At 54.3% G+C, this 24,364-nt stretch carries 23 protein-coding genes and 1 pseudogene; 15 read left to right on the forward strand and 9 right to left on the reverse strand.

Translation table 11 applies throughout. The features are described 5' to 3' along the window. Positions 1-19 precede the first annotated feature (19 nt). From ACRZ91_RS06825 to ACRZ91_RS06875, 11 genes are all read left to right on the forward strand, one after another. The gene (locus ACRZ91_RS06825; protein WP_170519537.1) at positions 20-454 is read left to right on the forward strand and encodes a GlcG/HbpS family heme-binding protein; all 435 of its coding nucleotides are present in this window, start codon (positions 20-22) and stop codon (positions 452-454) included. A gap of 10 nt (positions 455-464) precedes the next feature. Beyond that, a complete protein-coding gene (locus ACRZ91_RS06830) occupies positions 465-1,337 on the forward strand; it encodes an NAD(P)-dependent oxidoreductase (protein WP_480903563.1) in 873 nt (290 codons plus the stop codon). Positions 1,338-1,391: 54 nt separating this feature from the next. After that, the gene (locus ACRZ91_RS06835) at positions 1,392-2,135 is read left to right on the forward strand and encodes an SDR family NAD(P)-dependent oxidoreductase (protein WP_480683053.1); all 744 of its coding nucleotides are present in this window, start codon (positions 1,392-1,394) and stop codon (positions 2,133-2,135) included. A 72-nt stretch (positions 2,136-2,207) separates the two neighbouring features. Beyond that, a complete protein-coding gene (locus ACRZ91_RS06840) occupies positions 2,208-3,131 on the forward strand; it encodes a sugar kinase (protein ID WP_480903567.1) in 924 nt (307 codons plus the stop codon). Between the two features lie 16 nt (positions 3,132-3,147). Next, positions 3,148-3,891, forward strand: a complete 744-nt coding sequence (locus tag ACRZ91_RS06845; protein WP_480903569.1) for a ribonuclease activity regulator RraA — start codon at positions 3,148-3,150, stop codon at positions 3,889-3,891. Between the two features lie 322 nt (positions 3,892-4,213). Next, positions 4,214-4,867 (forward strand): bifunctional 4-hydroxy-2-oxoglutarate aldolase/2-dehydro-3-deoxy-phosphogluconate aldolase, encoded by a 654-nt coding sequence (gene eda, locus ACRZ91_RS06850; protein WP_480903571.1) that lies wholly within the window; start codon positions 4,214-4,216, stop codon positions 4,865-4,867. Continuing rightward, positions 4,864-6,003, forward strand: coding sequence for a mandelate racemase/muconate lactonizing enzyme family protein (locus ACRZ91_RS06855; RefSeq protein WP_010437300.1), 1,140 nt, complete (start codon positions 4,864-4,866; stop codon positions 6,001-6,003). The genes eda and ACRZ91_RS06855 overlap by 4 nt, the downstream gene beginning before the upstream one ends. Next, positions 6,000-6,869 carry an amidohydrolase family protein gene (locus ACRZ91_RS06860; protein WP_480903575.1) on the forward strand — a complete coding sequence of 290 codons (870 nt, stop codon included), beginning with the start codon at positions 6,000-6,002 and terminating at the stop codon, positions 6,867-6,869. Before ACRZ91_RS06855 ends, ACRZ91_RS06860 begins: the two co-directional genes overlap by 4 nt. 30 nt (positions 6,870-6,899) lie before the next feature. Then, the gene (locus ACRZ91_RS06865) at positions 6,900-7,700 is read left to right on the forward strand and encodes an NAD-dependent epimerase/dehydratase family protein (protein WP_480903578.1); all 801 of its coding nucleotides are present in this window, start codon (positions 6,900-6,902) and stop codon (positions 7,698-7,700) included. A 49-nt stretch (positions 7,701-7,749) separates the two neighbouring features. Continuing rightward, a complete protein-coding gene (locus ACRZ91_RS06870; RefSeq protein WP_480903581.1) occupies positions 7,750-8,517 on the forward strand; it encodes an HpcH/HpaI aldolase family protein in 768 nt (255 codons plus the stop codon). 163 nt (positions 8,518-8,680) lie between these two features. Beyond that, positions 8,681-10,477 carry an IlvD/Edd family dehydratase gene (locus ACRZ91_RS06875; protein ID WP_480903583.1) on the forward strand — a complete coding sequence of 599 codons (1,797 nt, stop codon included), beginning with the start codon at positions 8,681-8,683 and terminating at the stop codon, positions 10,475-10,477. 303 nt (positions 10,478-10,780) lie between these two features. On the opposite strand, the gene ACRZ91_RS06880 is transcribed toward ACRZ91_RS06875, so the two are convergent. Beyond that, positions 10,781-11,008: a DUF1127 domain-containing protein gene (locus ACRZ91_RS06880; RefSeq protein WP_480903586.1), complete on the reverse strand. Its 228-nt coding sequence runs from the start codon at positions 11,006-11,008 to the stop codon at positions 10,781-10,783. Then, positions 10,998-11,222 carry a DUF1127 domain-containing protein gene (locus tag ACRZ91_RS06885; protein WP_366552209.1) on the reverse strand — a complete coding sequence of 75 codons (225 nt, stop codon included), beginning with the start codon at positions 11,220-11,222 and terminating at the stop codon, positions 10,998-11,000. The genes ACRZ91_RS06880 and ACRZ91_RS06885 overlap by 11 nt, the downstream gene beginning before the upstream one ends. Positions 11,223-11,352: 130 nt before the next feature. Between ACRZ91_RS06885 and ACRZ91_RS06890 the strand changes: the two genes are divergently transcribed. Continuing rightward, positions 11,353-12,264, forward strand: a complete 912-nt coding sequence (locus tag ACRZ91_RS06890) for a LysR family transcriptional regulator (RefSeq protein WP_480903590.1) — start codon at positions 11,353-11,355, stop codon at positions 12,262-12,264. Positions 12,265-12,728: 464 nt separating this feature from the next. On the opposite strand, the pseudogene yghX reads toward ACRZ91_RS06890, so the two are convergent. Further along, positions 12,729-13,615, reverse strand: a pseudogene (yghX, locus tag ACRZ91_RS06895) (YghX family hydrolase). 94 nt (positions 13,616-13,709) lie between these two features. Continuing rightward, the gene (locus ACRZ91_RS06900) at positions 13,710-14,873 is read right to left on the reverse strand and encodes a pyridoxal-phosphate-dependent aminotransferase family protein (RefSeq protein WP_480903593.1); all 1,164 of its coding nucleotides are present in this window, start codon (positions 14,871-14,873) and stop codon (positions 13,710-13,712) included. 191 nt (positions 14,874-15,064) lie between these two features. On the opposite strand from ACRZ91_RS06900, the gene ACRZ91_RS06905 reads away from it, so the two are divergent. Both ACRZ91_RS06905 and ACRZ91_RS06910 read left to right on the forward strand, forming a co-directional pair. Further along, complete coding sequence (locus ACRZ91_RS06905) at positions 15,065-17,884, forward strand: FAD-binding and (Fe-S)-binding domain-containing protein (RefSeq protein WP_480903596.1); 2,820 nt, start codon at positions 15,065-15,067, stop codon at positions 17,882-17,884. A gap of 9 nt (positions 17,885-17,893) precedes the next feature. Next, positions 17,894-18,571: a GntR family transcriptional regulator gene (locus tag ACRZ91_RS06910; protein ID WP_480903599.1), complete on the forward strand. Its 678-nt coding sequence runs from the start codon at positions 17,894-17,896 to the stop codon at positions 18,569-18,571. A 42-nt stretch (positions 18,572-18,613) separates the two neighbouring features. Here the strand turns inward: ACRZ91_RS06910 and ACRZ91_RS06915 are convergent, their stop codons facing one another. The 5 genes from ACRZ91_RS06915 to ACRZ91_RS06935 all read right to left on the reverse strand — a co-directional run bounded on the left by ACRZ91_RS06915 (position 18,614) and on the right by ACRZ91_RS06935 (position 23,360). Beyond that, positions 18,614-19,690, reverse strand: coding sequence for an Ldh family oxidoreductase (locus ACRZ91_RS06915; protein ID WP_480903602.1), 1,077 nt, complete (start codon positions 19,688-19,690; stop codon positions 18,614-18,616). Then, on the reverse strand, positions 19,680-20,552 hold the full coding sequence (locus ACRZ91_RS06920) for an ABC transporter permease (protein WP_170512646.1): 873 nt from the start codon (positions 20,550-20,552) through the stop codon (positions 19,680-19,682). Before ACRZ91_RS06920 ends, ACRZ91_RS06915 begins: the two co-directional genes overlap by 11 nt. Continuing rightward, positions 20,549-21,358, reverse strand: coding sequence for an ABC transporter ATP-binding protein (locus ACRZ91_RS06925; protein WP_170519487.1), 810 nt, complete (start codon positions 21,356-21,358; stop codon positions 20,549-20,551). Before ACRZ91_RS06925 ends, ACRZ91_RS06920 begins: the two co-directional genes overlap by 4 nt. Beyond that, a complete protein-coding gene (locus ACRZ91_RS06930; RefSeq protein ID WP_234416594.1) occupies positions 21,355-22,314 on the reverse strand; it encodes an ABC transporter substrate-binding protein in 960 nt (319 codons plus the stop codon). The genes ACRZ91_RS06925 and ACRZ91_RS06930 overlap by 4 nt, the downstream gene beginning before the upstream one ends. A gap of 125 nt (positions 22,315-22,439) precedes the next feature. Then, on the reverse strand, positions 22,440-23,360 hold the full coding sequence (locus tag ACRZ91_RS06935) for a fumarylacetoacetate hydrolase family protein (protein ID WP_480903605.1): 921 nt from the start codon (positions 23,358-23,360) through the stop codon (positions 22,440-22,442). Between the two features lie 139 nt (positions 23,361-23,499). Between ACRZ91_RS06935 and ACRZ91_RS06940 the strand changes: the two genes are divergently transcribed. Further along, entirely contained in the window at positions 23,500-24,180 is a 681-nt protein-coding gene (locus ACRZ91_RS06940; RefSeq protein WP_480903608.1) for a FadR/GntR family transcriptional regulator, read from the forward strand. Positions 24,181-24,364: the final 184 nt, after the last annotated feature.

Consider the following 24,364-nt stretch of genomic DNA (forward strand, 5'->3'; position numbering starts at 1 on the left):
ATCAAAGGAGAATGAGGCGATGCTGACAATAAGACGCCTGGACATCGATGACGCGGGCAAGTTGATCGCAGGAGCGCGAGCCAAGGCGCAGGAAATCGGTGTACCGATGTGTATTGCCGTTACAGACGAAAGCGGCAACCTCATCGCGTTTGAGCGGATGGATGGTGGCAAGATTACCAGCATCATTTTGGCCATCGACAAGAGTTTCACTGCAACCGGTATCCAAAAAGGAACCGATGCTCTTGGTGAAGCAAATCAGCCTGGCATGGCCGCACACGGAATTTCCTCAACGCTCGGCGGACGAATGGTGACCGTTGCAGGTGGCCTTCCCGTGACCGTCGACGGACAGGTGGTTGGCGGGATCGGTGTCAGCTCGGGCTCGCCAGCTCAGGATCTCGAAGTTGCGCAGGCAGGGGTCACGGCGCTCTGCGAAGCCCAATTGGAAAGAGTTTAAGGAGTCAGATATGACAAAACCCGTCATCGGTTTCATCGGCCTCGGTCTTATGGGCGGTAACATGGCAGAGTGCCTGCAAAACAACAGTTTTGATCTGGTTGTTATGGGTCGGAACAAGGAAGCCGTCGCAGCCACAGTCAACCGCGGTGCTGTAGAGGTTAAAACGCCACGAGAGCTTGCTGAAAACAGCGATATCGTGATGCTTTGTGTAACAACATCCGATGTCGTCGAAAGCCTGATCTACGGAGATGACGGCATCCTGGCAGGCATCAAAGATAGTGCTGTGGTCATTGACTTTGGAACTTCGATCCCAGCGTCCACACGCAAAATCGGCGCAGACTTGGCCGCAAAAGGTGCTGGTATGATTGATGCGCCGCTGGGACGCACACCCGCGCACGCCAAGGATGGTTTGCTGAACATCATGGCAGCAGGCGATATAGCCACCTTTGAGAAGGTGAAACCTGTCCTGGATGTACTGGGGGAAAATGTCTTTCACCTCGGCGAACTGGGTGCGGGCCATGTGACCAAGCTCATCAATAATTATATGGGCATGACGACAGCTTGCACCATGAGCCAAGCCTTTGCTGTGGCTGAACGCTCAGGGGTTAACAAACAGCAGCTTTTTGACATCATGTCAGCTGGACCGTCCAATTCCCCCTTTATGCAGTTTTGTAAGAACTACGCGGTGGATGGTGTCAGCGATTTGGGGTTTTCGATTAACAACGCCAACAAGGATCTTGGATACTTCCTGAAGCTGGCCGAGGACGTGGGCACTCGTGCCGAGATCGCTGAAGGAACCGCGAACAACCTTCAGGCAGCCGCGGACGCAGGCATGGGCGACGGCAACGTGCCGGAAATCTTCGACTATTTTGCCAAGCTTTAGCGTCAGATCCATCAGTCACGCATAGCAGCACCAATTGAACGGGAAAGAGCAACCATGAGACTTCAGGGTAAGACCGCAATTGTCACGGGTGGTGGCCGCGATATCGGGCGCGCCTGCGCTGTCAAACTCGCCGCCGAAGGGGTGAATGTCGCGGTGAACTACTTCGCCAGTAGTGCCGGCGCCGAGGAAACCGTAGCCGAGATCAAAAAGATCGGTGGACAGGCGTTTGCAATGCAAGGCGACCTGAACAAACCCGAAGAGGTCGATGCGTTGATCGCCAAGACGGTCGATACCTATGGCAGCCTGGACATTCTGGTGAACAATGCCGGAGGTTTGATCGCGCGCAAGAAAATCGCCGAGATGTCGCTTGAGCATTGGCAGGCTGTCATGGATCTCAACCTGACCAGCACGTTTCTTATGGTCAAAGCGGCACTGCTGCATATGAAATCCGGGGCCATTGTAAACATCGCCAGTCAGGCGGGTCGCGACGGTGGTGGCCCGGGTGCGTCGGCTTATGCAACGTCAAAAGGCGGGGTCATGACGCTCACCCGTAGTCTTGCAAAAGAACTGGGTCCTGATATCCGTGTCAACGCAATCTGCCCAGGCATGATCGACACGGATTTCCATAACATCCATACTCCCGATGCAGGCCGTCGGGGGCTAGAAGCCGCTGCGCCGCTCAAGCGGCAAGGCCAGTCTCAGGACGTTGCGAACCTCGTGGCGTTTCTGGCAAGCGAGGACTCGGCTTATCTGACCGGGACCAATGTCGATATCAATGGTGGGATGCTGTTCTCGTGACCACTGCAGAACAGGTTACCTAATTGTCGAACGCTACCGTTTGTCAAACTTCGAAGTACTGGAAACCGGAATATGCGAATTCTCGCGATAGGTGAATGCATGGCCGAAATGGCCCCAACTGACGCGCCAAGCACGTATCAAATGGGGTTCGCCGGAGACACGTTCAATACAGCTTGGTATCTGGCCCAACTCACACCCGAAACGCCCTTGTCCTATTTTACCGCCGTCGGAGATGATGCCATCTCGTCCCGTATGCTGGATGCGATGCGCGAAAGCGGGGTCAACACCCAGCAGGTGCGGATCGTGCCAAACCGTTCAGTGGGGTTGTATCTTATCACGCTAAACAACGGGGAACGCAGTTTTACCTATTGGCGCGGCCAGTCGGCCGCACGCCTGTTGGCCCAAGACAAGCAAGCACTTGCCCGCGCCATGACGCAATCAGATCTCATCTATTTCTCGGGCATCACTCTGGCAATCTTGAACCCTGAAGGGCGCGCCGCCTTGCTCGACGTTGCTCAGTCAGCGCGGCGCGCCGGAAAACGGATTGCCTTCGACCCCAATCTGCGCCCGCATCTTTGGGACAGTCCCTCTGAGATGACCGAGAACATCATGCAGGCCGCCGCAGTTAGCGATATCGCTTTGCCATCGTTCGAGGACGAGGCACGTTGGTTCAGCGATCAGGAACCCGCGGCCACTTTGCAGCGCTATGCAAGGGCGGGCGCGGAAACGATCGTTGTCAAGAATGGCGCAGAAACGGTCCTGTATCGTACCGGCGGCGCAGAGGGCTCAGTCCATGTTCCGCCTCTGGCCTCGGTTGTGGATACGACTGCTGCAGGCGACAGTTTCAACGCTGGCATTCTGGCGGGGCTGGCAACGGACACACCCTTGCCTGACAGCATAGCGCTGGCCTGCAAACTGGCAGGGCATGTCGTGCAAGGCAAAGGTGCACTTGTTCCCATCAACCAAAGCCTGCTCGACAGTTGCCTACAGCCCTAGCAGAAGGATCCAGCCCATGCCGAACCCTCAGCCTGCCGAAACAATCAAACTGCATCTGGATACGCTTGATCGCTTGTCAAAGGTCAGCACGGCAACCGTGGCAACGCTGCTTTACAAACGCGGTTATCAAAACGCCTATGTTCAAGGCGTTGCCCCATTGGGCAAGGGCAAGCCCACCCTTGTGGGCCCGGCTTTTACACTGCGCTACATTCCTGCACGGCCAGACACCGATCCGATCGAGGCGTTTCGTGAGCCAGATCACCCGCAGCGCGTGGCCGTGGAAACATGTCCTGAACGCGCTGTATTGGTAATGGATTGTCGGCAGGACGCCACGGCGGCCTCGGCAGGTTCGATCCTTTTAACGCGACTGGAAATGCGCGGAGCAGCGGGCGTTGTCACGGATGGTGGCATTCGCGACGCCGACGGTGCCGCAGCACTTGAGATGCCAGTCTTTGCTGCAAAACCGTCTGCCCCGACCAACCTTACGAAACATCATGCAGTTGATATCGGTTTGCCAATTGGGTGTGGCGGCGTGGCGGTCTATCCCGGTGACATCGTTCTGGGTGACAGCGATGGTGTCATGATTATCCCTCGTCACCTTGCAGATGACATTGCGATCGAGGCAGGCCCAATGGAGCTGTTCGAACGCTTCGTTCTGGAAGAGGTGCGAAAAAACACCTCCGTAATCGGGCTTTATCCTGCAACCGACCCAGACGTTCTTGAACGATTTGAGGTCTGGCGCGCACGGCTCTCTGACTGATGTCTGAATCGCAGCCACGCATTGTCCAAAACAGGGACAAATTCAATTCCCCTCAGGTTTCACCCGCTAAGAGGATCGTCGCGTTGGGCTTAAATTACTGCAATGAACTGGGGCAGAAACGGATTAACAGAGAATTCGGGTCGCCGAGAGAGACAGCTGTTGCAGCGTTTGAATTTACGGGATCCGGCTTGCTTGACAACTCGGCGACCGCCGCCAAAATTTTAACTGTCTCGTCTGGCTTAGAAAACGCGCTGTGCAACTCGTACCGCTTCACAGTCGGATCGGTTACACGATGCAACCACCTAAAGGATAATTTGTCCAGATGACTGTTTCTCCAAAGGCAGCGAGTTTACGGGCCCGAGAAATCTGTTCGCTCGCGCCAATTGTACCGGTTTTGGTGGTTGATGATGTCGCAACAGCCCGACCATTGGCCGAGGCACTAATCGCAGGCGGTTTGCCCGCGCTGGAGGTCACGTTGCGCACCCCTGCCGCTCTCGAGGTCGTTCGGGTCATGAGCGGCGTCCCGGGTGGACATGTGGGGGCTGGCACACTGAAAACCCCCGAAGATGTTAGGGCCGCCAAAGAGGCCGGCGCTACCTTCGGTGTCTCTCCGGGTGCAACCGATGAAATTCTTGCGGCTTGTGAAGCCGAAGGATTGACGCTCCTGCCCGGGGCCGCGACTGCGTCTGAGGCGATGCGTCTTTTGGCGCGAGGCTATGATATGCTCAAGTTCTTTCCAGCCGAGGCCTCGGGCGGGGTATCGGCACTCAAGGCTATTGGCGGGCCTTTGCCGCAGGTTTCCTTCTGCCCTACGGGTGGGGTCAGCGCGGCGAATGCAGGCTCATATCTGTCGCAGAAGAACGTGGTTTGTGCTGGAGGCAGTTGGGTGGCGCCCAAAGATCTTATCGCCGTGGGTGATTGGGCGGGTATCGAAACTCTGGCTCGGGACGCGGCCCAGTTGGAGATGTGTAAATGAAGATTTCCGAGGTTCATACACATCTTCTTGACTACAAGCTTGAGACCGCCTTCGAGAGCGCAGCAACTCGTTTCACGCGACGCCAACATGTTTTGGTCGAGATTATCTGTGACGACGGAACAACGGGTTGGGGCGAGTGCTTGGGGCCAGCGCAGCCAAACGCTGCGATCGTAAAGGCCTATGCGCCCAATTTAATTGGCCGCAATCCGCTGGATACGGAAGTTCTCTGGCAAGGCCTGTATAATCTCCTACGAGACCAAGGGCAGCGCGGTCTCACAATGACCGCACTTTCAGGAATTGATGTCGCTTTGTGGGATATCAAGGGTCACCACTTTGGCGTTCCGGTTTCGGTGCTTCTCGGGGGACGTGTTCGGGACACAGTAAAGGCATATGCGACCGGGTCATTTCGGCGCGACGGGGTCGATCGTATTTCGGACAATGCCGAGGAATGCGCAGCCCATGTCGCTGCAGGGTTCCACGCAGTTAAAATCAAGATTGGCTTTGGGGTGGAAGAAGATCTTGCAGTCATCAAGGCGGTGCGTGAAGCGATCGGAACGCATACTCGTCTGATGATTGACGCAAATCACGGGTACTCGATCCAAGAAGCGATCATTCTGGGCAACCGTGCGGCAGAGTTCGATATCGATTGGTTCGAGGAACCGGTCATTCCAGAACAACTTGACGCGTACCGTCGTGTTCGCGCCGGTCAACCTATTCCGGTTGCTGGCGGCGAAACTTGGCATGGCAGATTTGCGTTCCGTGAGCCCTTGGAAACAGGATGTATCGATATCGCCCAGCCAGACTTGTGTGGCACTGGTGGTTTTTCGGAGATGCGCCGGGTCGTTGATATGGCGGCTCTTCACGGCGTACGTGTTGTTCCGCATGTTTGGGGAACAGCGGTGCAAATCGCTGCGAGCCTTCAGTTTGTTTCGGCCCTACTACCAGACCCGCCACGACGCAATCCAATCGAACCGATTTTTGAGTTTGATCGAACGCACAACCCATTCAGGCAGGCGATAGTCACCCACCCGATCGAACATGAAAACGGTGTAATCGCAATTCCGAACAAACCGGGTCTGGGTATTGAGATAAACCGTAATGCATTGGCAGAGTTCGCCATAGGAGACCTCGAATGATCGAACGCAGCTTCTCTGGCCGTACCCCTGAGATCAAGCTGCCTGCAGGCGCCATTGATACACACCTTCACGTCTATCTTTCCGGGTTTCCAGCACTGCCAAATGGTCCCGGCCTACCAGAGGGCCAGCCTGGGTTATCAGAGTACCGACAAGTCATGGGCTGGCTTGGCATCGACAGGTTTGTCATCACGCAAGGAAATGCACATCAGACAAACAATGCAAATTTGCTGGCAGCGCTCAATGAAACCAGGGGGGAGGCACGCGGGGTCGCCGCAATAGACGGTGAGACCTCTGACGCAGAACTTGAAATGCTCAAGGATGGAGGGGCCGTTGGGACGCGTATCGTGGATCTGCCAGGGGGCGCGGTTGGTCTCAACCAGCTCGAAGAGGTCGATGCCCGTGCTTTTGCCGCGGGCTGGATGATTGCGATTCAGTTCGATGGCTCAGATATTTCGGACCATGTTGAGAGGCTCTTACAACTACGGTCCAGATGGGTTTTGGACCACCATGGGAAATTCTTAAGGGGTCTCGCGTCTGATGGCGATGAAGTCGGAATGCTCAAACGCCTTGTCGACGGCGGTAGATGCTGGTTCAAGTTTGCTGGTTGCTATGAGTCCTCCATCGAAGGCGAACCGCATTATTCAGATGTAGCTAAAGTTTCGAGGATCATGGCAGCCCATGCCCCCGAGCGCATTGTGTGGGGAACGAATTTTCCTCACAATTCGGCGACAAAAACCTCGGACTACCCTAACGACGCCGCGTTGCTCGACACGGTTCTGAAATGGTTTCCAGACGACCGCGCGCGTCACCTCGCTCTCGTAGAAAACGCCGAAGAACTATACGGTTTCCAATCTGTAGCGACGTGATCGCCGCCTGCAAAAAGTGAGATATTCAATATGCTAAACAAACTTTTGATTACGGGCGCGGACGGCAAACTAGGGTCGGTTTGCCGGTCTCGCTTACACGGCCTCGCTACCACGATTCGCCTTGGCGCGCGGGAGGATGTGGGCCCCGCCGGTGCAAATGAAGAAATTATGTTTTGCGACTTGGGCGACAAAGATGCGGTTGAGGCCATGGTTGAAGGGTGCGATGGGATTGTTCACATGGGGGGGCAATCGATCGAAGCACCTTGGGAAACTATAAAACAATCCAATATCGACGGTGTATTCAATCTCTATGAAGCGGCCCGAAAATCGTCGGTTACGCCGAGGATTTTCTTTGCCAGTTCAAATCACGCGATTGGCTTTCACGAACAGACAACGCGGCTTGATGCAAATGCACAGGTAAGGCCCGATGGTCTTTATGGCGTGTCAAAAGTCTTCGGAGAAGCTCTCGCAAGGCTCTATTTTGAGAAGTTTGGGATCGAGACGGCATTGGTCCGCATCGGTTCATCCTTTCCGGAACCAAAGAACCATCGCATGCTTGCAACCTGGTTGAGTTACGATGATCTGATATCTCTTATAGAGAGTGTTTTCACTATTCCGCGCTTGGGATGTCCGATTGTCTACGGTGCTTCGAACAACGACGCATCCTGGTGGGACAATCGTGAAACAAGCTTTCTGGGCTGGAAGCCAAAAGACAACTCCGAGACGTTTCGCGCCCGTATCGATGCCGAATGCACCCCACCTGCGAAAGACGAAGTTTCCGCAGTTTATCAGGGCGGAGAGTTCTGTGGTCAGGGCATTCTTGAAGAATAGCTCCAATCCGATCAGCCCATAAGGGTGGACATTCTGAAAAGGTAAACTGATGCGACCAAACAAAATTAGAGAGCATTGGGCCGCCGGACGGCCTGTAGTTAATGGATGGCTGGCGATCCCAAGCGGTTTCTCGGCCGAAACCATGGCGCATCAGGGATGGGACACGCTTACTGTTGATATCCAACATGGCGTAATCGACTACCAAAAGGCGGTCGAGATGTTCACTGCAATTTCGACAACCGATACCGTCCCAGTTACGCGCGTGCCGTGGCTCGAGCCCGGTATTTTGATGAAGGTGCTCGATGCCGGGGCTTACGGCGTTATTTGCCCAATGATCAATAACCGCGAAGATGCCGAGAATCTTGTGGCGTGGACACACTACCCGCCCAACGGAACAAGGAGTCTTGGGCCGACCCGAGGCCTCTTGTACGGAGGTTCAGACTACCCGCAGCATGCCAATGACACGATCGTCGTCTTTGCGATGATCGAGACTCTGCAAGGTCTCGACAACCTTGAAGACATACTGTCGGTTCCAGGGCTCGATGCCGTGTACATCGGACCTTCCGATCTTTCCCTGGCTTTAGGTTGCCGCCCGGTATTCGATGAGGTCGAGCCCCCCGTGGCCGAGGCCATTGAACTGATAGCCGCCAAGGCAAAAGAGTATGGGAAGTTCGCTGGCTGCCATAACGGAACACCGGAATACGCTTTGAAGCGCATCGAAATGGGGTTCCAGTTCGTCACAATCGCGTCGGATGCCCGTTTGATGGCTGCTGCTTCGAAAGACGCTTTGGCCCAGGTGCGTGGTGGACTGTCATAGTCTGTTGGCGGTGAACTTTGGGAAGCGCGTTTCAAAAACGTGGAGCCAGACAAGTTTCCGCTACTGTGCGCGGCTCCAATATCAGGATCCGCCTTTGCGCTGTTTGGTATGTTCAAAAGTCGAAAGATCTAACCGACACACGACCAAGACTTAGGAGGCACGCATGTCGCGTATTAAGCCCGAGAACCTCAGATCACGTCAATGGTTCGCCAATCCGAGCGATCCGGAAATGACCGCGCTCTATTTGGAACGTTATCTCAACTACGGGCTCACGCGCGAAGAACTGCAATCCGGTAAACCTATCATCGCAATTGCACAGACGGGCAGCGACCTAAGCCCTTGCAATCGCCACCATCTGGAGCTCGCCAAACGGGTGCGCGACGGAATCATCGCAGCAGGAGGCACAGCCATCGAAGTGCCGGTCCATCCCATTCAGGAAACTGGCAAACGACCCACCGCCATGCTCGACCGTAATCTGGCATACCTGAGTTTGGTTGAAACGCTGTACGGCTACCCGATTGATGGCGTGGTGTTGATGATTGGCTGTGACAAGACGACACCGGCACTTCTGATGGCAGCTTCAACGGTCAACATTCCAGCCATCGCTCTGTCTGTGGGGCCGATGCTCAATGGTTGGCACGAGGGGAAGCGTGCAGGGTCTGGCACTGTTATTTGGAAAGCTCGCGAACGCCTTGCTGCCGGAGAAATCTCTGCTGATGAATTCATGGATGCCGCCGCAGCATCTGCTCCCTCGGTGGGGTACTGCAACACCATGGGAACCGCCACCACCATGAACAGCTTGGCCGAAGCACTCGGCATGCAGCTACCAGGCGCGGCGGCCATTCCGGCCCCATACCGCGAACGCGGTCAGATCAGCTATGAGACCGGACAACGCATCATTGAAATGGTGTGGGAGGATCTGCGCCCGTCTGACATTATGACGCGCGCGGCCTTTGAGAATGCTATCGTGGTTAACTCCGCCATTGGCGGATCCACCAATGCGCCTATTCACCTAAATGCAATTGCGCGCCATCTAGGTGTGTCGCTTGACAATGATGACTGGCAGGCTTTGGGGCACAATGTGCCACTTTTGGTCAATCTACAGCCCGCAGGCGAATATCTCGGTGAAGATTACCACCGCGCTGGCGGTGTTCCTGCCGTGATCGCAGAGCTGATTGCAGCTGGTCGCCTACCTCATGCAGAGGCCAAAACTGTCAACGGGCACAGCATAGCCAACAACTGCACGCGCCGGCGCAGCACAAATTCCAACGTCATCAAATCTGTTGATGCCCCGGTGAAAGACAAGGCAGGGTTTATCAATCTAAAGGGCAATCTATTTGACAGCGCGTTGATGAAAACCAGTGTCATCGGGCCAGAATTTGCAAAAGCTTATCTTTCCAATCCCGATGATCCCAACGCGTTTGAGGGTCGTGCAGTTGTTTTTGATGGACCCGAAGATTTTCACAAGCGCATTGACGACCCTTCTCAGGATATCGATACCCGTTGCATTCTCGTTATGCGCGGAACCGGCCCCAAAGGGTATCCCGGTGGAGCAGAAGTCGTGAATATGCGTGCGCCATCTTATCTCTTGAAGCAAGGCGTTCAGGAATTACCCTGCATAGGTGATGGGCGCCAATCTGGCACCTCTGGCTCGCCATCAATCCTTAACGCTGCACCAGAGGCCGCCGACAATGGTGGCCTAGCAGTTCTGCAAACAGGGGATCGGATCCGCGTTGATCTTAACACCTGCACAGTCAACATTCTGATTTCCGATGCGGAACTTGAGCGGCGCAAGGAACTGTTAATCCACAACGGTGGATATCCCGTGCCCGAAAGCCAATCTCCTTGGCAACAGTATTTCCGTGATCTGGTGCAACCTTTTGACAAGGGTATGAACCTACGCAATGCTGACGCCTATCGCGACATCGCGCGTAAGTCACTGCCTCGAGACAACCACTGAATTCAACAAATTGTGGACACCAGCGGGATGGTTTGAGGCGACACATACGCCTTCCGGTTTCACATCTTCATCTCGGTGGTGACGGTAATCCTGACCATTATGATGTCTCTCCTACCTCTCATTTTTCGCGGCTCCTGCTTGGCAGGGTGGTTTGGGCCAGCATTTTCGGGAGGAGGTGAAAATGCTGGCCCTTTGCGTTGGCGCTCCCTGTTGGCTTTTTCGCCGCCGCTTTTGCTGGCTTACTCTGGGAGGAGCGAGGACCAGCAAATTTCGTGCAATCTTCTATCCTGAGGGTCTACTTCTCTATTCGTCAGCCATCAATTTCGCGGCATATTCCGGGATATCGGATCGCGAAATTCCGATCTGAGCGAGCTGATAGTCGTTCATATTCGAAAGTGTGGAGAGCATCCGGGCCATTTGAAGCGCCTTCAAGGCAGCATTTGCCGTGGTTCCGATCCACGCCAAGAAGCTGATTGATAGGCCGATGGCGTGACCACGATCTGTACCAGCCGTTTCGGTGTTAGCAGCCATACGCAGCCTCCATAGCAAGTCTTTTGATGCCACTGCGCGGAATACCCAGATCTGTTAAGTCGCGGTCAGATAGCACCGAGAGCTCATAATACGTTGCGCGATAAACCCTGCGTTTGGCCTGTGCCCTGCGTATCGTGTCCAGCTTTTGATGAAAGAACGTGCGCCCAGCTTCAAAAACGACATCTAGCCCGCTGTTTGATCGAGTAATTGCCATGATATTGCCTCGTCCGTTGCTGCAATGCAGTATTTATGCTGCAATGCAGAGATAAGGGTATTTGGTAGCGCTCACAATTCGACAATTTGGCAAAGGCCACATGCCATATTGGAACAGCAAAGGTCACGACATGGACATTTCTGCGCAAATGCTAATCTTTACGACGGTTGTCGAGCAGGGCAGCATCTCTGCGGCTGCTAGATCAATGGGGCAGACCCCATCGGCAGTAAGTAAGCAGATCGGGTTACTTGAAGATCAGGTGCATTACCGCCTTCTCAATCGCACCAGAACGGGTGTCTCTCCGACGCGAGAAGGCCAAGATTTCTATGAAAAATGCAAAGCAATGGCTGACAAATTCAATGAAGCCAAAGCGATGATCCACAGCTTTGACGGTGTCCCACGTGGAGAACTCAGGATCGCGTCGACTGTTGCATTCGGTAAGTCCCAACTGATTCCTGCCCTGCCAGAGTTCATGAATGAGAACCCAGAGGTTCAAATGTCTCTGGATCTGACCGACCGAGAAATTGATCTTCGGAGTGAAGGGTTCGATGCGGCGATCTGCTTTGCGGAACAACGCAAGAATCCAGATATGGTCATCAGGCGCATTATGCAGAGTCGAAGGGTGCTATGTGCCTCACCTGAATACCTTGAGCGTTCTGGAACACCGTCGAGTTTTGCCGAATTGGCTGAGCACAATTGCTTGAGAGTTGCTGGGAGAAGCCAACGGAACGCTTGGAACAGCATCGAACCGAACCCAGGCGAAAAATTTGAAGCAACGGGAAGTTTTGAGGGAAACAGCACCGATGTCGTCTTTCGAGCCGCTCTTGCTGGCATCGGGATCGCACGGCTGCCCTGCTATATGGCAAACACTAAATTTAGCTCCGGCGAACTTGTCCACGTCATGCCTGAGTATGCACCACCCAGCACAGATATTGTCGTAATGTTTGCCGAAAGACGGAATCTGGCACCAAAAACCCGCGCGTTCGTAGATTATCTCGTGCGGCGGTTTCGGGATGCCGAAAAGAACCAAAAGAACGGCTAACTACGCATAGAAACGATAGCAGTTGTCCACGTTTATCCGATCCAATCTGCTGTGACTGTTTAAAAGCCCAGCCGAGTTTCAAACAGAACTGACTGGGCACCTCGATCAAAAATCTGGTAGCGGTTGGTGATTATAGAATTGGTTAATTCAATCTAAGAGGAGCCTTTCTCCGAACACATGATCAATGGCTGCTATTAGCGGCATTAAAGTGATAGTGTGCTTAACCCGCAGATGAGCTGAACACCTAAAGATGGATCGCTTCACCTAAATCTGCTTCGACATTACTTTCCAATCGTTTCAACACCAAAAAACATCCAATGTTTGGGATAGTAGGCCAAGACCTGGTCGCGGAAACGCAGTCTGCGAAAGTCAAATTTCTAAGGCCACTGAGGGCTTGGCCAGGATGAACCTTGGGTTGGGACGAAGCTATGAAAACACAATGCTCGCTTCGCCGTACGCGGTAGTTACTTCAGATAAGTGTTGAACCAATCAATGGTGCGGTCCCAGGCTAGGTTTGCCATTTCCTCGTCATAACGAGGCGTGCTGTCGTTATGAAAACCGTGGTTGGCATTTTCGTAGATGTAGGCCTCATAAACCTTTTCGTTGGATTGCAGGGCGGCTTCAAAATCTGGCCAACCTGCGTTGATGCGGTCATCAAGCTCTCCCATCTGAATTAGTAACGGGGCCTGAATTTTGGCCACATCCTCAACTGCTGGCTGACGGCCATAGAACGGCACGCCCGCCGCTAGTTCCGGGTAGGCCACCGCAATTGCGCTGACCACACCACCGCCATAGCAGAAACCCACAGCGCCAACCTTCCCGGTGCAGTCTTCTCGGTTCAATAGGTATTCAAAGCCATTGAAGAAATCATTCATCAGCTCGACCCTATCGACCGTCTTTTGCAGCTCACGCCCATCAGCATCGTTGCCTGGGTATCCTCCAACCGGCGTCAGACCGTCTGGAGCCAGAGCCATAAAGCCTGCTTTCGCCAAGCGTCGCGCCACATCTTCGATGTAGGGATTAAGGCCGCGGTTTTCGTGGATTACCAACACCGCAGGCGAGGGTCGTCCACACCGGCAGGCCGGACAAGGTAGCCCCGTACGTCGCCGGTCCCATTTGGTGAGGCATAGGTGATGTAGTCTGCATGGATATCGGGGTCGTTGAATGACACCTGCTCGGCCAATGCATAATTCGGGCTGAGCATGTTCAGCAACGCGACCGCAGATAAACCGCCAACCGCGAACTTACCTGCGCGATCCAGAAACTGACGCTTAGTGATCTTGCCGTGCGCGTAAAAATCGTACAGGTCCAAAAGTTCCTGGTCGAAGTCTTTTGCCGTCATGCGAGTCATGGTGAATCTCCCGATGAGTTGGTGGTCGAAAGTGAGAAATCGTCAGATCATAGGGTCGTGATTGGTTTGAGTTTCTTAAAAATTCAGTCCAACGTCACGCAGCCTTTAGATGCTCCAAGGCGGCCTGAGTGCCGCCTCTGTTATGAGGCATACCGTTCTTGGCTAGCCCCATTTCTACGCCAGAAAGGGTGGCCATCAACATTAGGTCGTTGAAGTCGCCCAAATGACCAATGCGGAACACCTTGTCGGCTACCTTGGACAGACCATTTCCTAGTGAGATGTCATAGTGCTCCAGCGCCGTAGCACGAAACGCATCGGCAGAGTGACCTTCTGGGACCTTAACCGCAGTCAAGACGCCCGATTCCTGACCTTGATGTGTGCACAAAACCTCAAGACCCCAGGCGCGCACGGCAGCCCGTGTCGCGGCTCCGTGTCGGGCATGACGGGCAAAAACGTTGTCCAACCCTTCCTCGTGCAACATGTCGATGGCCTCATTTAATCCATAGAGAAGATTGGTGCCGGGGGTGTAAGGAAAGAACCCCTTCTGATTTGGTCCGACCATATCTTGCCAATCCCAGTAACTTCGCGGCGTGGTCACGGATTGTGAGTGTTTCAGAGCCCGATCGCTCACGGCGTTGAAGCTCAAACCAGGCGGTAACATCAGTCCTTTTTGCGAGCCGGAGACACACACATCGACCCCCCAGTCATCGAACCGAAAATCAATCGACGCAAGGCCGGAGATGGAGTCCACGATTAGAAGTGCGGGGTGTTTTGCTGCGTCCATGGCCCTGCGCACTTCCTCAATTGATGAGACTGACCCGGTGGACGTTTCGTTGTGAACGACGCAAACCGCCTTTATGTCGTGCTGCTCATCCGCACGTAGACGGTCTTCAATCTGATTGGGGTCCGCGCCGCCACGCCAATCCCCTTCAATCAGCTCTGGGTGCAATCCTAGTTTTCCAGCCAAGTTGCACCACATGAAGGCGAAATGCCCTGTTTCGAACATCAGAACTTTTTCGCCAGGCGAAACCGTGTTCACAAGTGCGGCTTCCCATGCACCGGTGCCGGATGTAGGATAGATAAAGACGTTCTGTTTTGTCCTGAAAATTGATTTCATGCCATCGAGGGCCTTGTTCCCGACTTCTGCAAAATTGGGTCCTCGATGATCAATGGTCTGCGTGCTTATGGCTTTCAGGATGCGCTCTGGCACAGAACTCGGCCCTGGAATCTGCAAAAAGTGTCTGCCCGCCTGACGCATTTGAACTCATCCTTACGCTGGTGCCAATAGAGAGGTGCTATTACCTATTGCAAAAGTTAATTATGAATTCATTATTCAGTCAACGGTGAAGTGAAGCGTTTTATAAGACGTGAAGGGAAGGGAAGGCGAACCTGATGGTGGAGAATGGGTCGTTGTACCGCCGACTGTTGTCTGATGTACGGGGAGAGGTGATGTCAGATCCAGCATCGCTTGCTCGATACTCGACAGATGCCTCAATCTATCAGATGACACCGGACGCCGTGGTGATCCCTCGGTCCACTGAAGATGTCCAAGCTGTAATGTCCATTGCGCGGGACGAGGGAAGTTCGGTTCTGCCTCGCGGCGGCGGCACCTCGCAATGCGGGCAAACGGTCAATCAAGGTGTTGTGCTGGACAACACAAAACACTTGAATCGTATTCTAGACGTAGATGTTGAGAAGCGTATTGCGCGCGTTCAGCCCGGTGTTGTTCTGGATCAATTGAACCAAGCGTTGAAGCAGCATGGCCTGTGGTTTCCCGTGGATCCTTCAACAGCGTCCCGTTGCACTCTTGGGGGGATGGCGGCAAACAATTCTTCAGGCGGAAAGTCTCTCCGATACGGGATCATGCGAGACAACGTCCGTGCGATAAACGCAATCACGGTTGACGGCGCGGAAGCGCGGTTCAGCGCTGATACGGCCGCATCAGGCGATTATGCGGATCTTGTTGGTGATATGCGCGCTCTTGGGCGTCGCGAGGCTGCTGAAATTGACGCTCGTTTTCCTAAAGTCCAGCGCCGTGTGGGCGGGTACAATATCGACGCGCTCGTAGGTAACGACATTAACATGTCCCATTTGTTGGTGGGGTCAGAAGGCACATTGGCCTATTTCACAGAACTGGAATTAAGCCTGGCTCATCTGCCGGGCGCGAAAGTTACCGGTGTGTGCCATTTCCCGACATTCCGTGCTGCCATGGAAGCCACCCAGCACATCGTGACACTCAACCCGCAGGCGGTAGAGTTGGTCGACGACACCATGATTGCCTTGGGGCGTGAAATCCCATTGTTTCGCGAAACGATTAATGCATTTGTTGAAGGCAATCCCGAAGCCCTGCTGCTGGTGGAATTCGCCGAGGGCAGCGCCGAGGCCAATGCTGCAAAACTAGTCGAGCTTTCGCAACTGATGGGAGATCTCGGGTTTGCTTTCAGCGGTGCGGAAAACCGGTGGGGCGGCGTTGTCTCTGTTACGGACAACTCTTTGCAGAATGCTATCGCCGAGTACCGAAAATCCGGGTTGAATGTCATGATGTCGATGAAAGAGGCAGGCAAACCGATCTCTTTTGTCGAAGATTGCGCCGTCCCGTTGTCCGACCTCGCCGATTACACCGCTGGCCTAACCGAAATATTTGCCCGGCATGGCACAAAGGGAACATGGTACGCGCATGCCTCGGTGGGGTGTTTGCACGTGCGCCCTGTGCTGAACATGCGGCAAGACAAAGACGTCCGGACAATGAGGGCGATCGCCGAAGAAACATTTGATCTGGTCAAAAAATATAAAGGATCTCATTCAGGTGAACATGGTGACGGGATCGTACGATCAGAATTTCATGAAAAGATGTTCGGTCAACGTATCGCTTCTGCGTTTGAGCAGGTTAAGAACCGGTTTGATCCCGACGGGGTGATGAATCCCGGCAAGATCGTGAACGCGCCTGCCATGGATGACCGCCGACTGTTCCGCTACGGCCAGGACTATTCGATTCCTGAATTCGAAACGACGCTGGACTGGTCTGCTTGGCCGGGTGTCGGAGGAGGGTTTCAGGGCGCCGTCGAGATGTGCAACAATAATGGTGCATGTCGCAAGCTCAAGGGCGGCGTTATGTGCCCTTCTTTCCGAGCGACCCGAGACGAGCGAGACGCTACACGTGGGCGGGCAAATTCGTTGCGGTTTGCCATTAGCGGGCAGATGCCGGGCGGTTTGTCGTCTGATGCCATGTTGGACACAATGAAGTACTGTGTGTCCTGCAAAGCTTGCGCTCGGGAATGTCCGACTGGCGTCGACATGGCGCGAATGAAAATCGAAGTATTGTCAGCAAAGCGTAAAAAAGATGGGCTGACGTTGGCAGACAAATTGATAGCTTACCTGCCCCGATATGCGCCAAAAGCCGCGAAAGTCGCGTGGCTTGTGAATTTACGAAACAAAATTGGACTCTCGCGTAAGCTATTGGAGGGACCGACTGGTATTTCAGCGCGACGCGATCTGCCAGTGTGGTCTTCTGCTCCGTTCCGTGATGTCGAGGCTCAGGACAATGATCCGCAGGTGTTGCTGTTTGCCGATGTGTTCAACCGGTATTTCGAACCGGAAAATTTGCGCGCTGCCGTCCGGGTTTTGCGGGCAACAGGATTTCGGGTGGCCGTGGCGCGAGACGATCGATCTGACAGTGCTTTGGATTGCGGACGTACTCTCTTGGCTATGGGGTGCGTGGACGACGCGCGACACGAGGCACAACGCGTGATTGACGCGACACGAGAGGCGGTTGCAAAAGGTGTTCCAGTGGTCGGGCTCGAACCTTCCTCTATCCTCACTTTCCGGGATGAATTTTTAGCGCTTTGCCCGGGGCCGGAAACGGAGATGTTGTCGAACGCAACGTGTACCTTAGAGGAATTTCTGGCCGATCAGCCGGACTTGCCCCTGAAGCCGTTGGACCGCCCGATTTATTTGCATGGGCATTGCCACCAGAAAGCACACGATGCCGTCACACCGATGCTTGACCTTTTGAAGCGTATTCCAGGGGCACAAGTTCACATGATTGAAAGCAGTTGTTGTGGCATGGCAGGGGCATTTGGATATTCGCCCGACACTATCGATGTTTCGATAAAGATGGCACAACTCGACTTGTTCCCGGCATTGGAAGCAGCGCCCGGAGATGCAGTTATCGTGGCAGACGGGACATCTTGCCGCCATCAAATCGCGGAAGGTACGCAGCATCAAGCTGTGCACGTCGCGCGCCTCTTGGATATGGTTCTTGATGTTTAGGAAATGGAAATGAACCTGACGGACAGCATTAATCGCCCGACCCTTCACGAAGAATTAGTCGAAAGGCTGCGTAACCTGGTTGTCGAAGATGTTTTAAAGCCGGGTGAAAAAGTGCCCGAGAAACAGCTTTGCGACTCGTTGGGAGTCTCTCGGACACCTTTGCGAGAAGCTTTAAAGGTGCTTGCATCAGAAGGCTTTGTGGTACTTCAAGCCAACCGGGGGGCCCGCGTCGCAAGTGTCACGCGAGAGGAATTGGAGAATACGTTTCCAGTGCTTGCGACGCTTGAGCAACTGGCGGGAGAGTTGGCATGTCAGCACATGGATTCCGCTGAAATTGAACTAATCGAAAGTCGCCACGCCGATATGCTGAAAGCCTATAGTTCACATGACCGACAGGCATATTTTAAGGCCAATCAGGACATTCATCAGGCACTGATACGTGGAGCGCGAAACGATATCCTTGAAAGCCACCACAAGCTGTTGGCCGCACGGGTCCGCCGCGCACGTTTTATGGCCAACTTGTCGGACGAGCGCTGGGCACAGGCCATTGACGAACATGAAGCCATGATGGGGTTGCTCCGGGACCGAGATGCAGATGGGCTTGGAAAGTCCATGAAACTTCACATGATGAACAAACTTTCGGCCCTTGTGAAAGCGCTGGAGGCTGAGGATGAGACGCTTAGTTAAAGACTGGTCGAATGCGCCTGTCAGCTACCCTCGGATACGCCGCTAGTCAGTCTTTAGACCAAGAAACGGGGGCGTCAGCCCACAGTCCAAGGCAAGTTTGTTGAGGTCCCGGCATAGGGCCGGGTTGAGCCTAACGCCGTCTTTGCGGCGAGCCTCAGCGGCAGCCGTTTTGCCTTCGCCCGGCAGGCGCACGGGATCATGACCAGGCAGGGGGGGAGATGCACGCATTTCAGAAAACACGCGGGCTGCGCTAGAAGCAAAGTCTTTGTCCAATCCAAAAGCTGCCGTATCAAGCGCCATTACAAATTGCCCTGTGTTCGTGGACGACGTTGTGTCTGAGGTGAAGTTAACCACATCAGAGCCGAAGGCCGCGCCGTTCAAGACCCCGGCCATCAACCCGATAGCCACCGAAAGACCGAACCCTTTCGGACCGCCGATCGGCAAAAGAAACCCTTCTGACTTGAGGGCGGGGTCCGTCAATGGGTTTCCATCACGCCCAACCATCCAGCCTTCGGGCATAGGCTTGCCTTGCTGCAACAGGGTTTTGATCTTACCCATCGCCGCTACGGTCGTCGCCATATCAAACACAAACGGGTCGGGGCCATCGACGGGGGCGGAAAAAGCAATGGGATTGGTACCAAGAAGCAAGTCGCTACCGCCATACGGCGGGACGTGGTTCGCGCTGCCCACTGCCGCGGCCATACCAAGCAGCCCTGCCTCGGCTTGTGGACGTACATAAAGTGCCAGTGGTCCCGCATGATTGCCGCGCCGAACACCAACCCATCCGATGCCGACCTCTTTTGCCTTTTCAATTGCAAGATCCCGAGCCGCCGACATAGCCAGATGGCCAAGGCCGTCATCTCCGTCGATCAAAGCGGTTGCAACGGTCTCATGTACTACCGTGACTTTTGGCGTAGGATTGGAGCCACCTCCCGCCAGCCGGGCCAGGTACTGTCGCAGGCGAAAAACACCGTGCGTGCCATAGCCATAAATGTCGGCCTCAACCATCGTCGAGGCCACCTTGTCCGCATCTGATTTTGGCGCACCTCGAGTTTCGAGTGCGGCCGCCACAAATTCACGCAGGGTGTGGCAGTCAATTTTCAAAGGCTCAGAAGTCATCTCTTCCCACCTGTTCCTTGTGCCAGAACACCAATTTACGCTGTGTCCAAACCACGGACGCAAATACGACCAGACCGACAAGGCTGAGATACAGGATTAACGAGAAGACGCGCGGCGTGTTGAGCTGCGAGGCGGCAACCCGAATAAGTTCGCCAAATCCCTTGCCACCGCCTAGGAATTCTCCTGTGATCGCACCGGCCATAACGCCGACTGCTCCGATCTTGAGGCCGGTAAAAATCTGCGGCAGGCCAGTCGGCAGTTTCATCTTGAACAATGTCTGCATCCGACTTGCGCCCATCGTCTTGAAAAGCATACGCGCGTTTTCATCGGCGGCGTGAAGCCCAGCCGCAGTACCGACCACGATTGGAAATGTCGCGATAAAGGCAGCAAGTGCGACCTTTGATTCAATACCAAAGCCCAACCACGCTACAAAGAGTGGGGCAAATGCCACTTTTGGCATGGTATCTATCGCCACCAGGTAAGGCATCACTGCCTTTTCACCAAATGCCGTTTCCCCCACCAACACGCCCAGCGAAAATCCGATCGCGATTGCCAGTGCAAAACCATAGATAACCTCTTTGATTGTGATCCACAGCGCCCCAAGCATGTAGCCGCCAGTCAATAGATTTTGTCCCACGAAGATCATATCTTTCAGGGTTTCCAACGGTGTAGGCAGAATGATTGGGGAAACCAGCTTAAGGCTCGTAACAATTTGCCAAGTGCCGACGAAAACCACGAAGACAAAGGTCATCGCCAGCCAGCGTGGGACCGAGTCGATAAAGTGAACTTTTTGTTCCCATACCGTGTCTTCTGCGGTGTCGGCGTCTTTTAGGGCAGGTGAGTAGTTATGAACGTCGCTCACATTTCTTCTCCCTTATCCAGGAGTCCGCGAATGTAGTCTACAATAGCGCCAAACTTGGGTGTGGTCATCATATCCAACGTGCGTGGGCGTGGCAGATCGACCTTCACAATTTCGGCAATCCTGCCCGGGCGTGGTTTCAACACGACGATTTCGTCGGACAAAATCACGGCTTCCTGAATAGAGTGCGTTACAAGAAAAGCAGTCGCATCCTGTTCATGGCAAATCCGCTGCAGTTCCATATTCATCATGTCGCGTGACAGCTCGTCCAGCGCGCTGAATGGTTCGTCTAACAAAAGTACAGCTGGTTCTGTGATCAGCATACGGCAGATTGAGGCGCGCTGAGCCATGCCGCCCGACAATTCGTTCGGGTATACGTTTTCGAATCCCTTCAAGCCCACGATGTCCAATAGTTCGTGAGCCTTGCCCATTGCTTGCTTGGCGGCTGCCTTTCCGTCGCGGATCTCGATTGGCAACACGATGTTTTCCACCGCTGTTTTCCAGGGAAATAGTGTCGCCTGTTGAAACATCATACCAATGTCTCGACGGGGACCGGTCACTGGCAGGCCCTGTAGGATCACACGCCCTTTGGTGGGAGGGATCAGACCCGCCATGATCTTGAGCAGAGTGGATTTCCCGCACCCGCTGGACCCAATGACAGAAGTGAAGCTCCCTTTCCGTAACGTCAGATTAATGTCGTCAAGCGCAACAACAAGGTTGCGTGCATAGGTCTTGCTTAAATGGGTCAATTCGTAGACCGGCGTGCCCAAGGGCGCGCCGGAAAACTCTTGTGCGGCTGCAGCGTTCATTTGCTGGCGGCCTCGTTGCCAATGGCGGCAAATTCATTGGTCCAGGCCGCGCTTAAGTCATCAAGCGGTCCCGGAATTTCTCCTCCTGCGACAAGCGCGTCTTGCCATTCTTGCCAAACCTCGGCGGGGTACCATCCCAGACCATTGCTTGGATCCGCTGCTATGGTCTTCGAACGTACGGCATCGAACAGCGCTGCCTGGAATTCCTTGTCTTCGCCTTCCTGCGGATTGCCGTCCGCCAGATGCTTCAGCACAGCTTCTCGGTTGGCATCATCAAGAGCAAAGGCATGGCCACGTGCGAACGCGCGGCTCCAGGCCTCAACCAATTCGCGATCGTTGGCGATTGTGTCAGCCATTGTGGCGATACCGTTTCCGAAGAAACGCCCGAATTCCGCAGGCGTAATGTCGCGCACCTTCATTCCGCGCTGGTTCAGGATTGCTGTATCAGCCGTCGAAGCAGAATAGGCGTCGATTTCGCCGTTCAAGAAAGCTGCTGTCGCCGGTCCGCCGTCGCCAACGGTAAGAAATGTGAAATCCTCACCTTCTTTCATACCTGCACCGGTCAAGACGTTTCGTGCAAAACCCACTTCGGCACCGTCTGCGGTGCCGGTTCCGATGACCTTTCCGCGTAGTTCCTCAACGCTTTGGACTTCAGAGTCTTCCGGCACCGCGATGCCGAAGTTGCTGCGTGCCGCAACGTTGTAGATATGTACGGCATCGACATCGCGCGACCGCGCTGCAATCAAAGGCCCGGGTCCTGGGCGACCGAAATGCGCTTGCCCAGCAGACAATGCCTGAAGCACGGCGCCTGAGCCGTTGATAGCCTCGACGGTCACGTTCAATCCTTCATCTGCGAAGTACCCTTCTCCAATGGCGACAAACACAGGAAATGAGTTGATTGCCGAAGGGCTGGGTTGCACGAAGGTGATTTCACGCAAGTCTTGCGCAAAACCCATTGTTCCAATTGCTCCTGCTACCGGAACAGCAGTAAGCAGGGACGCTGTGAAAGTCCTTCTGTTCATCATTGTAGTCTTCCTCCCTTGAATGTTGACGCCTCACAGCGATTGCTGCGTAGGAGCCATTATACGGCGCGCACTGTGTTCCTTAGCGTGCCGATTTCGGAAACCTCGCAAACTACGACGTCCCCGTTTTTCAAAAACTGCGGCGGTTCCATTGCGTATCCGACGCCTGATGGCGTACCTGTCGCAATGATATCTCCCGGTTCTAGTGTCAGGCCTTCTGACAAGGATGCGATTAACGTTGGAATGTCGAATATCATGTCCGAAGTCATCCCGTTTTGGCGCTGCTCACCGTTAACTGTCAGTCCGATTGACAGAGCTTGCGGATCGCTGATGGCATCGGCGGTCACGATGTAAGGACCAATTGGGCAAGATCCATCAAGCCCTTTGCCTTTGAAGTACTGGCCGCCATGGCGGCGCTGTATGTCACGGGCGGTTATGTCGTTCAGAATTGAATACCCAAAGACATGATTAAACGCATCTGCCTTGGTGATGTTACGCCCGCGCTCCCCAATCACGACCGCCAACTCGACTTCGTAGTCGATGGACTGCGAAACCGAAGGGAAAAGTAGGATGTCGGCGTCTGGTGCAACGACCGAGGTCGGCGGCTTGGTAAAGAAAACCGGATGTTCCGTGATGCCGATTTTCTCTTTTTGCGCCCGTTCACCTTCTGCGATGTGCTCAGCGTAGTTTCGCCCCACACAGAACACGTTCTTACGTGGCGTGGGAATGGGCGACAGAAGAGGCGCGTCTTCGGGGACGAGCAAGTCCTTGAGTTCGCCAGCCTCACCCGCGGCAACAATGGCGTGCAACGCTTCAAGTGAGGTCTGACCGCCTTCGATAATCAGCTGCATTGTGCTTACATCAAGAGACGTATCCGGCATGAGCATCTTAATCGCATGCGAAACATCCACCATGCTTCCGTTAGCAAGCAATGCGACGCAAACGGCGTGGCTATCTACTGAAACAGTCGCTAAACGCACTCGGCTCTCCTCCTACATGCTGGCGCCAACTTTGGTCACCGATCTTGGCAGGCGACTCAGATTTGGTTGTCACTTGCCCTTGAGTTTTTGCCGACTTGGCGTTTCAATCAATCAACCAATCAGCAAATTGGGTGGCGATGTGAGTGAGCCTACAGAACTTTCGCAACGTGTCCGGGACCTGATCGACAATGCGGGATACCGGCACAACGATAGGCTTCCGCCTGAAAGGGAACTGTGCCAATGGCTAGGCACATCCCGAAATCAGCTGAGGCGCGTATTGGCTGAACTTGAGGCTCAGGGCCTTATCTGGCGGCATGTGGGTCGGGGCACGTTCGTTGGTGCCCGACCGGTTCTCAATCTGACGGACGTGACCTATTTGGGTGCTCAGATCAAGCCTGAACAGGTTGTGGGTGTTCGGTTTACCATCGAGCCGCAGCTCAGCCGTCTTGCCGCGCTTCATTCTACGCGTTCGGATCGCGAGCAAATGAGGCTTTGCGTTGAGAGGTGCCGAGCCGCAGAAGACTGGCGCACATATGAAGCATGGGACAATAATTTGCATCACGCGATAGCCCGGGCTACGCGTAATCAGCTTTTCCTGTATTTCTTCGAGACTCTAAATTCTGTCCGAAGGTCTATTGTGTGGGGACAACCCCGTAAAACCTACAAACCCCCCCATGATTATTCCAGTTTTCGAGAGCATGACTTGATCCTGTCGGCGATATCGAGTGGAGACGGAGAAGAGGCGGCGCAGGCCATGTTGGCTCATCTGAGATCCGTTTACTCCCGCGTGTTGCCAGCTAGTCTTGAGGCCGACCACTAAACCAGCGCCCGACCAATTTGGGAAATGGTTGGGCTAAGCTGCGGCTGAACCTCTTGCAAATCGGCGGTCACATTGGCGATGACTGAGACAAGAGCTACGTCTTTGCGAGCGTGGCACAGCATCGATCGGAACAACGCCATAGATTGGCAAACCGATCTTTGGCAATGAAATGTTCAGGAGTAAA

Source organism: Ruegeria sp. O11 (assembly GCF_056535285.1).

Bases quoted from the DNA above. Each gene is read 5' to 3' on its own strand.
- ACRZ91_RS06915 (WP_480903602.1), bottom strand. From the start codon at position 19,690: ATGACTTCTGAGCCTTTGAAAATTGACTGCCACACCCTGCGTGAATTT.
- ACRZ91_RS06860 (WP_480903575.1), top strand. From the start codon at position 6,000: ATGATCGAACGCAGCTTCTCTGGCCGTACCCCTGAGATCAAGCTGCCT.
- ACRZ91_RS06845 (WP_480903569.1), top strand. From the start codon at position 3,148: ATGCCGAACCCTCAGCCTGCCGAAACAATCAAACTGCATCTGGATACG.
- ACRZ91_RS06910 (WP_480903599.1), top strand. From the start codon at position 17,894: ATGAACCTGACGGACAGCATTAATCGCCCGACCCTTCACGAAGAATTA.
- ACRZ91_RS06855 (WP_010437300.1), top strand. From the start codon at position 4,864: ATGAAGATTTCCGAGGTTCATACACATCTTCTTGACTACAAGCTTGAG.
- ACRZ91_RS06875 (WP_480903583.1), top strand. From the start codon at position 8,681: ATGTCGCGTATTAAGCCCGAGAACCTCAGATCACGTCAATGGTTCGCC.
- ACRZ91_RS06890 (WP_480903590.1), top strand. From the start codon at position 11,353: ATGGACATTTCTGCGCAAATGCTAATCTTTACGACGGTTGTCGAGCAG.
- ACRZ91_RS06865 (WP_480903578.1), top strand. From the start codon at position 6,900: ATGCTAAACAAACTTTTGATTACGGGCGCGGACGGCAAACTAGGGTCG.
- ACRZ91_RS06835 (WP_480683053.1), top strand. From the start codon at position 1,392: ATGAGACTTCAGGGTAAGACCGCAATTGTCACGGGTGGTGGCCGCGAT.
- ACRZ91_RS06885 (WP_366552209.1), bottom strand. From the start codon at position 11,222: ATGGCAATTACTCGATCAAACAGCGGGCTAGATGTCGTTTTTGAAGCT.
- ACRZ91_RS06930 (WP_234416594.1), bottom strand. From the start codon at position 22,314: ATGGGTTTTGCGCAAGACTTGCGTGAAATCACCTTCGTGCAACCCAGC.
- ACRZ91_RS06925 (WP_170519487.1), bottom strand. From the start codon at position 21,358: ATGAACGCTGCAGCCGCACAAGAGTTTTCCGGCGCGCCCTTGGGCACG.
- ACRZ91_RS06880 (WP_480903586.1), bottom strand. From the start codon at position 11,008: ATGGCTGCTAACACCGAAACGGCTGGTACAGATCGTGGTCACGCCATC.
- ACRZ91_RS06825 (WP_170519537.1), top strand. From the start codon at position 20: ATGCTGACAATAAGACGCCTGGACATCGATGACGCGGGCAAGTTGATC.
- ACRZ91_RS06905 (WP_480903596.1), top strand. From the start codon at position 15,065: ATGTCAGATCCAGCATCGCTTGCTCGATACTCGACAGATGCCTCAATC.
- ACRZ91_RS06830 (WP_480903563.1), top strand. From the start codon at position 465: ATGACAAAACCCGTCATCGGTTTCATCGGCCTCGGTCTTATGGGCGGT.
- ACRZ91_RS06840 (WP_480903567.1), top strand. From the start codon at position 2,208: ATGCGAATTCTCGCGATAGGTGAATGCATGGCCGAAATGGCCCCAACT.
- eda (WP_480903571.1), top strand. From the start codon at position 4,214: ATGACTGTTTCTCCAAAGGCAGCGAGTTTACGGGCCCGAGAAATCTGT.
- ACRZ91_RS06870 (WP_480903581.1), top strand. From the start codon at position 7,750: ATGCGACCAAACAAAATTAGAGAGCATTGGGCCGCCGGACGGCCTGTA.
- ACRZ91_RS06900 (WP_480903593.1), bottom strand. From the start codon at position 14,873: ATGCGTCAGGCGGGCAGACACTTTTTGCAGATTCCAGGGCCGAGTTCT.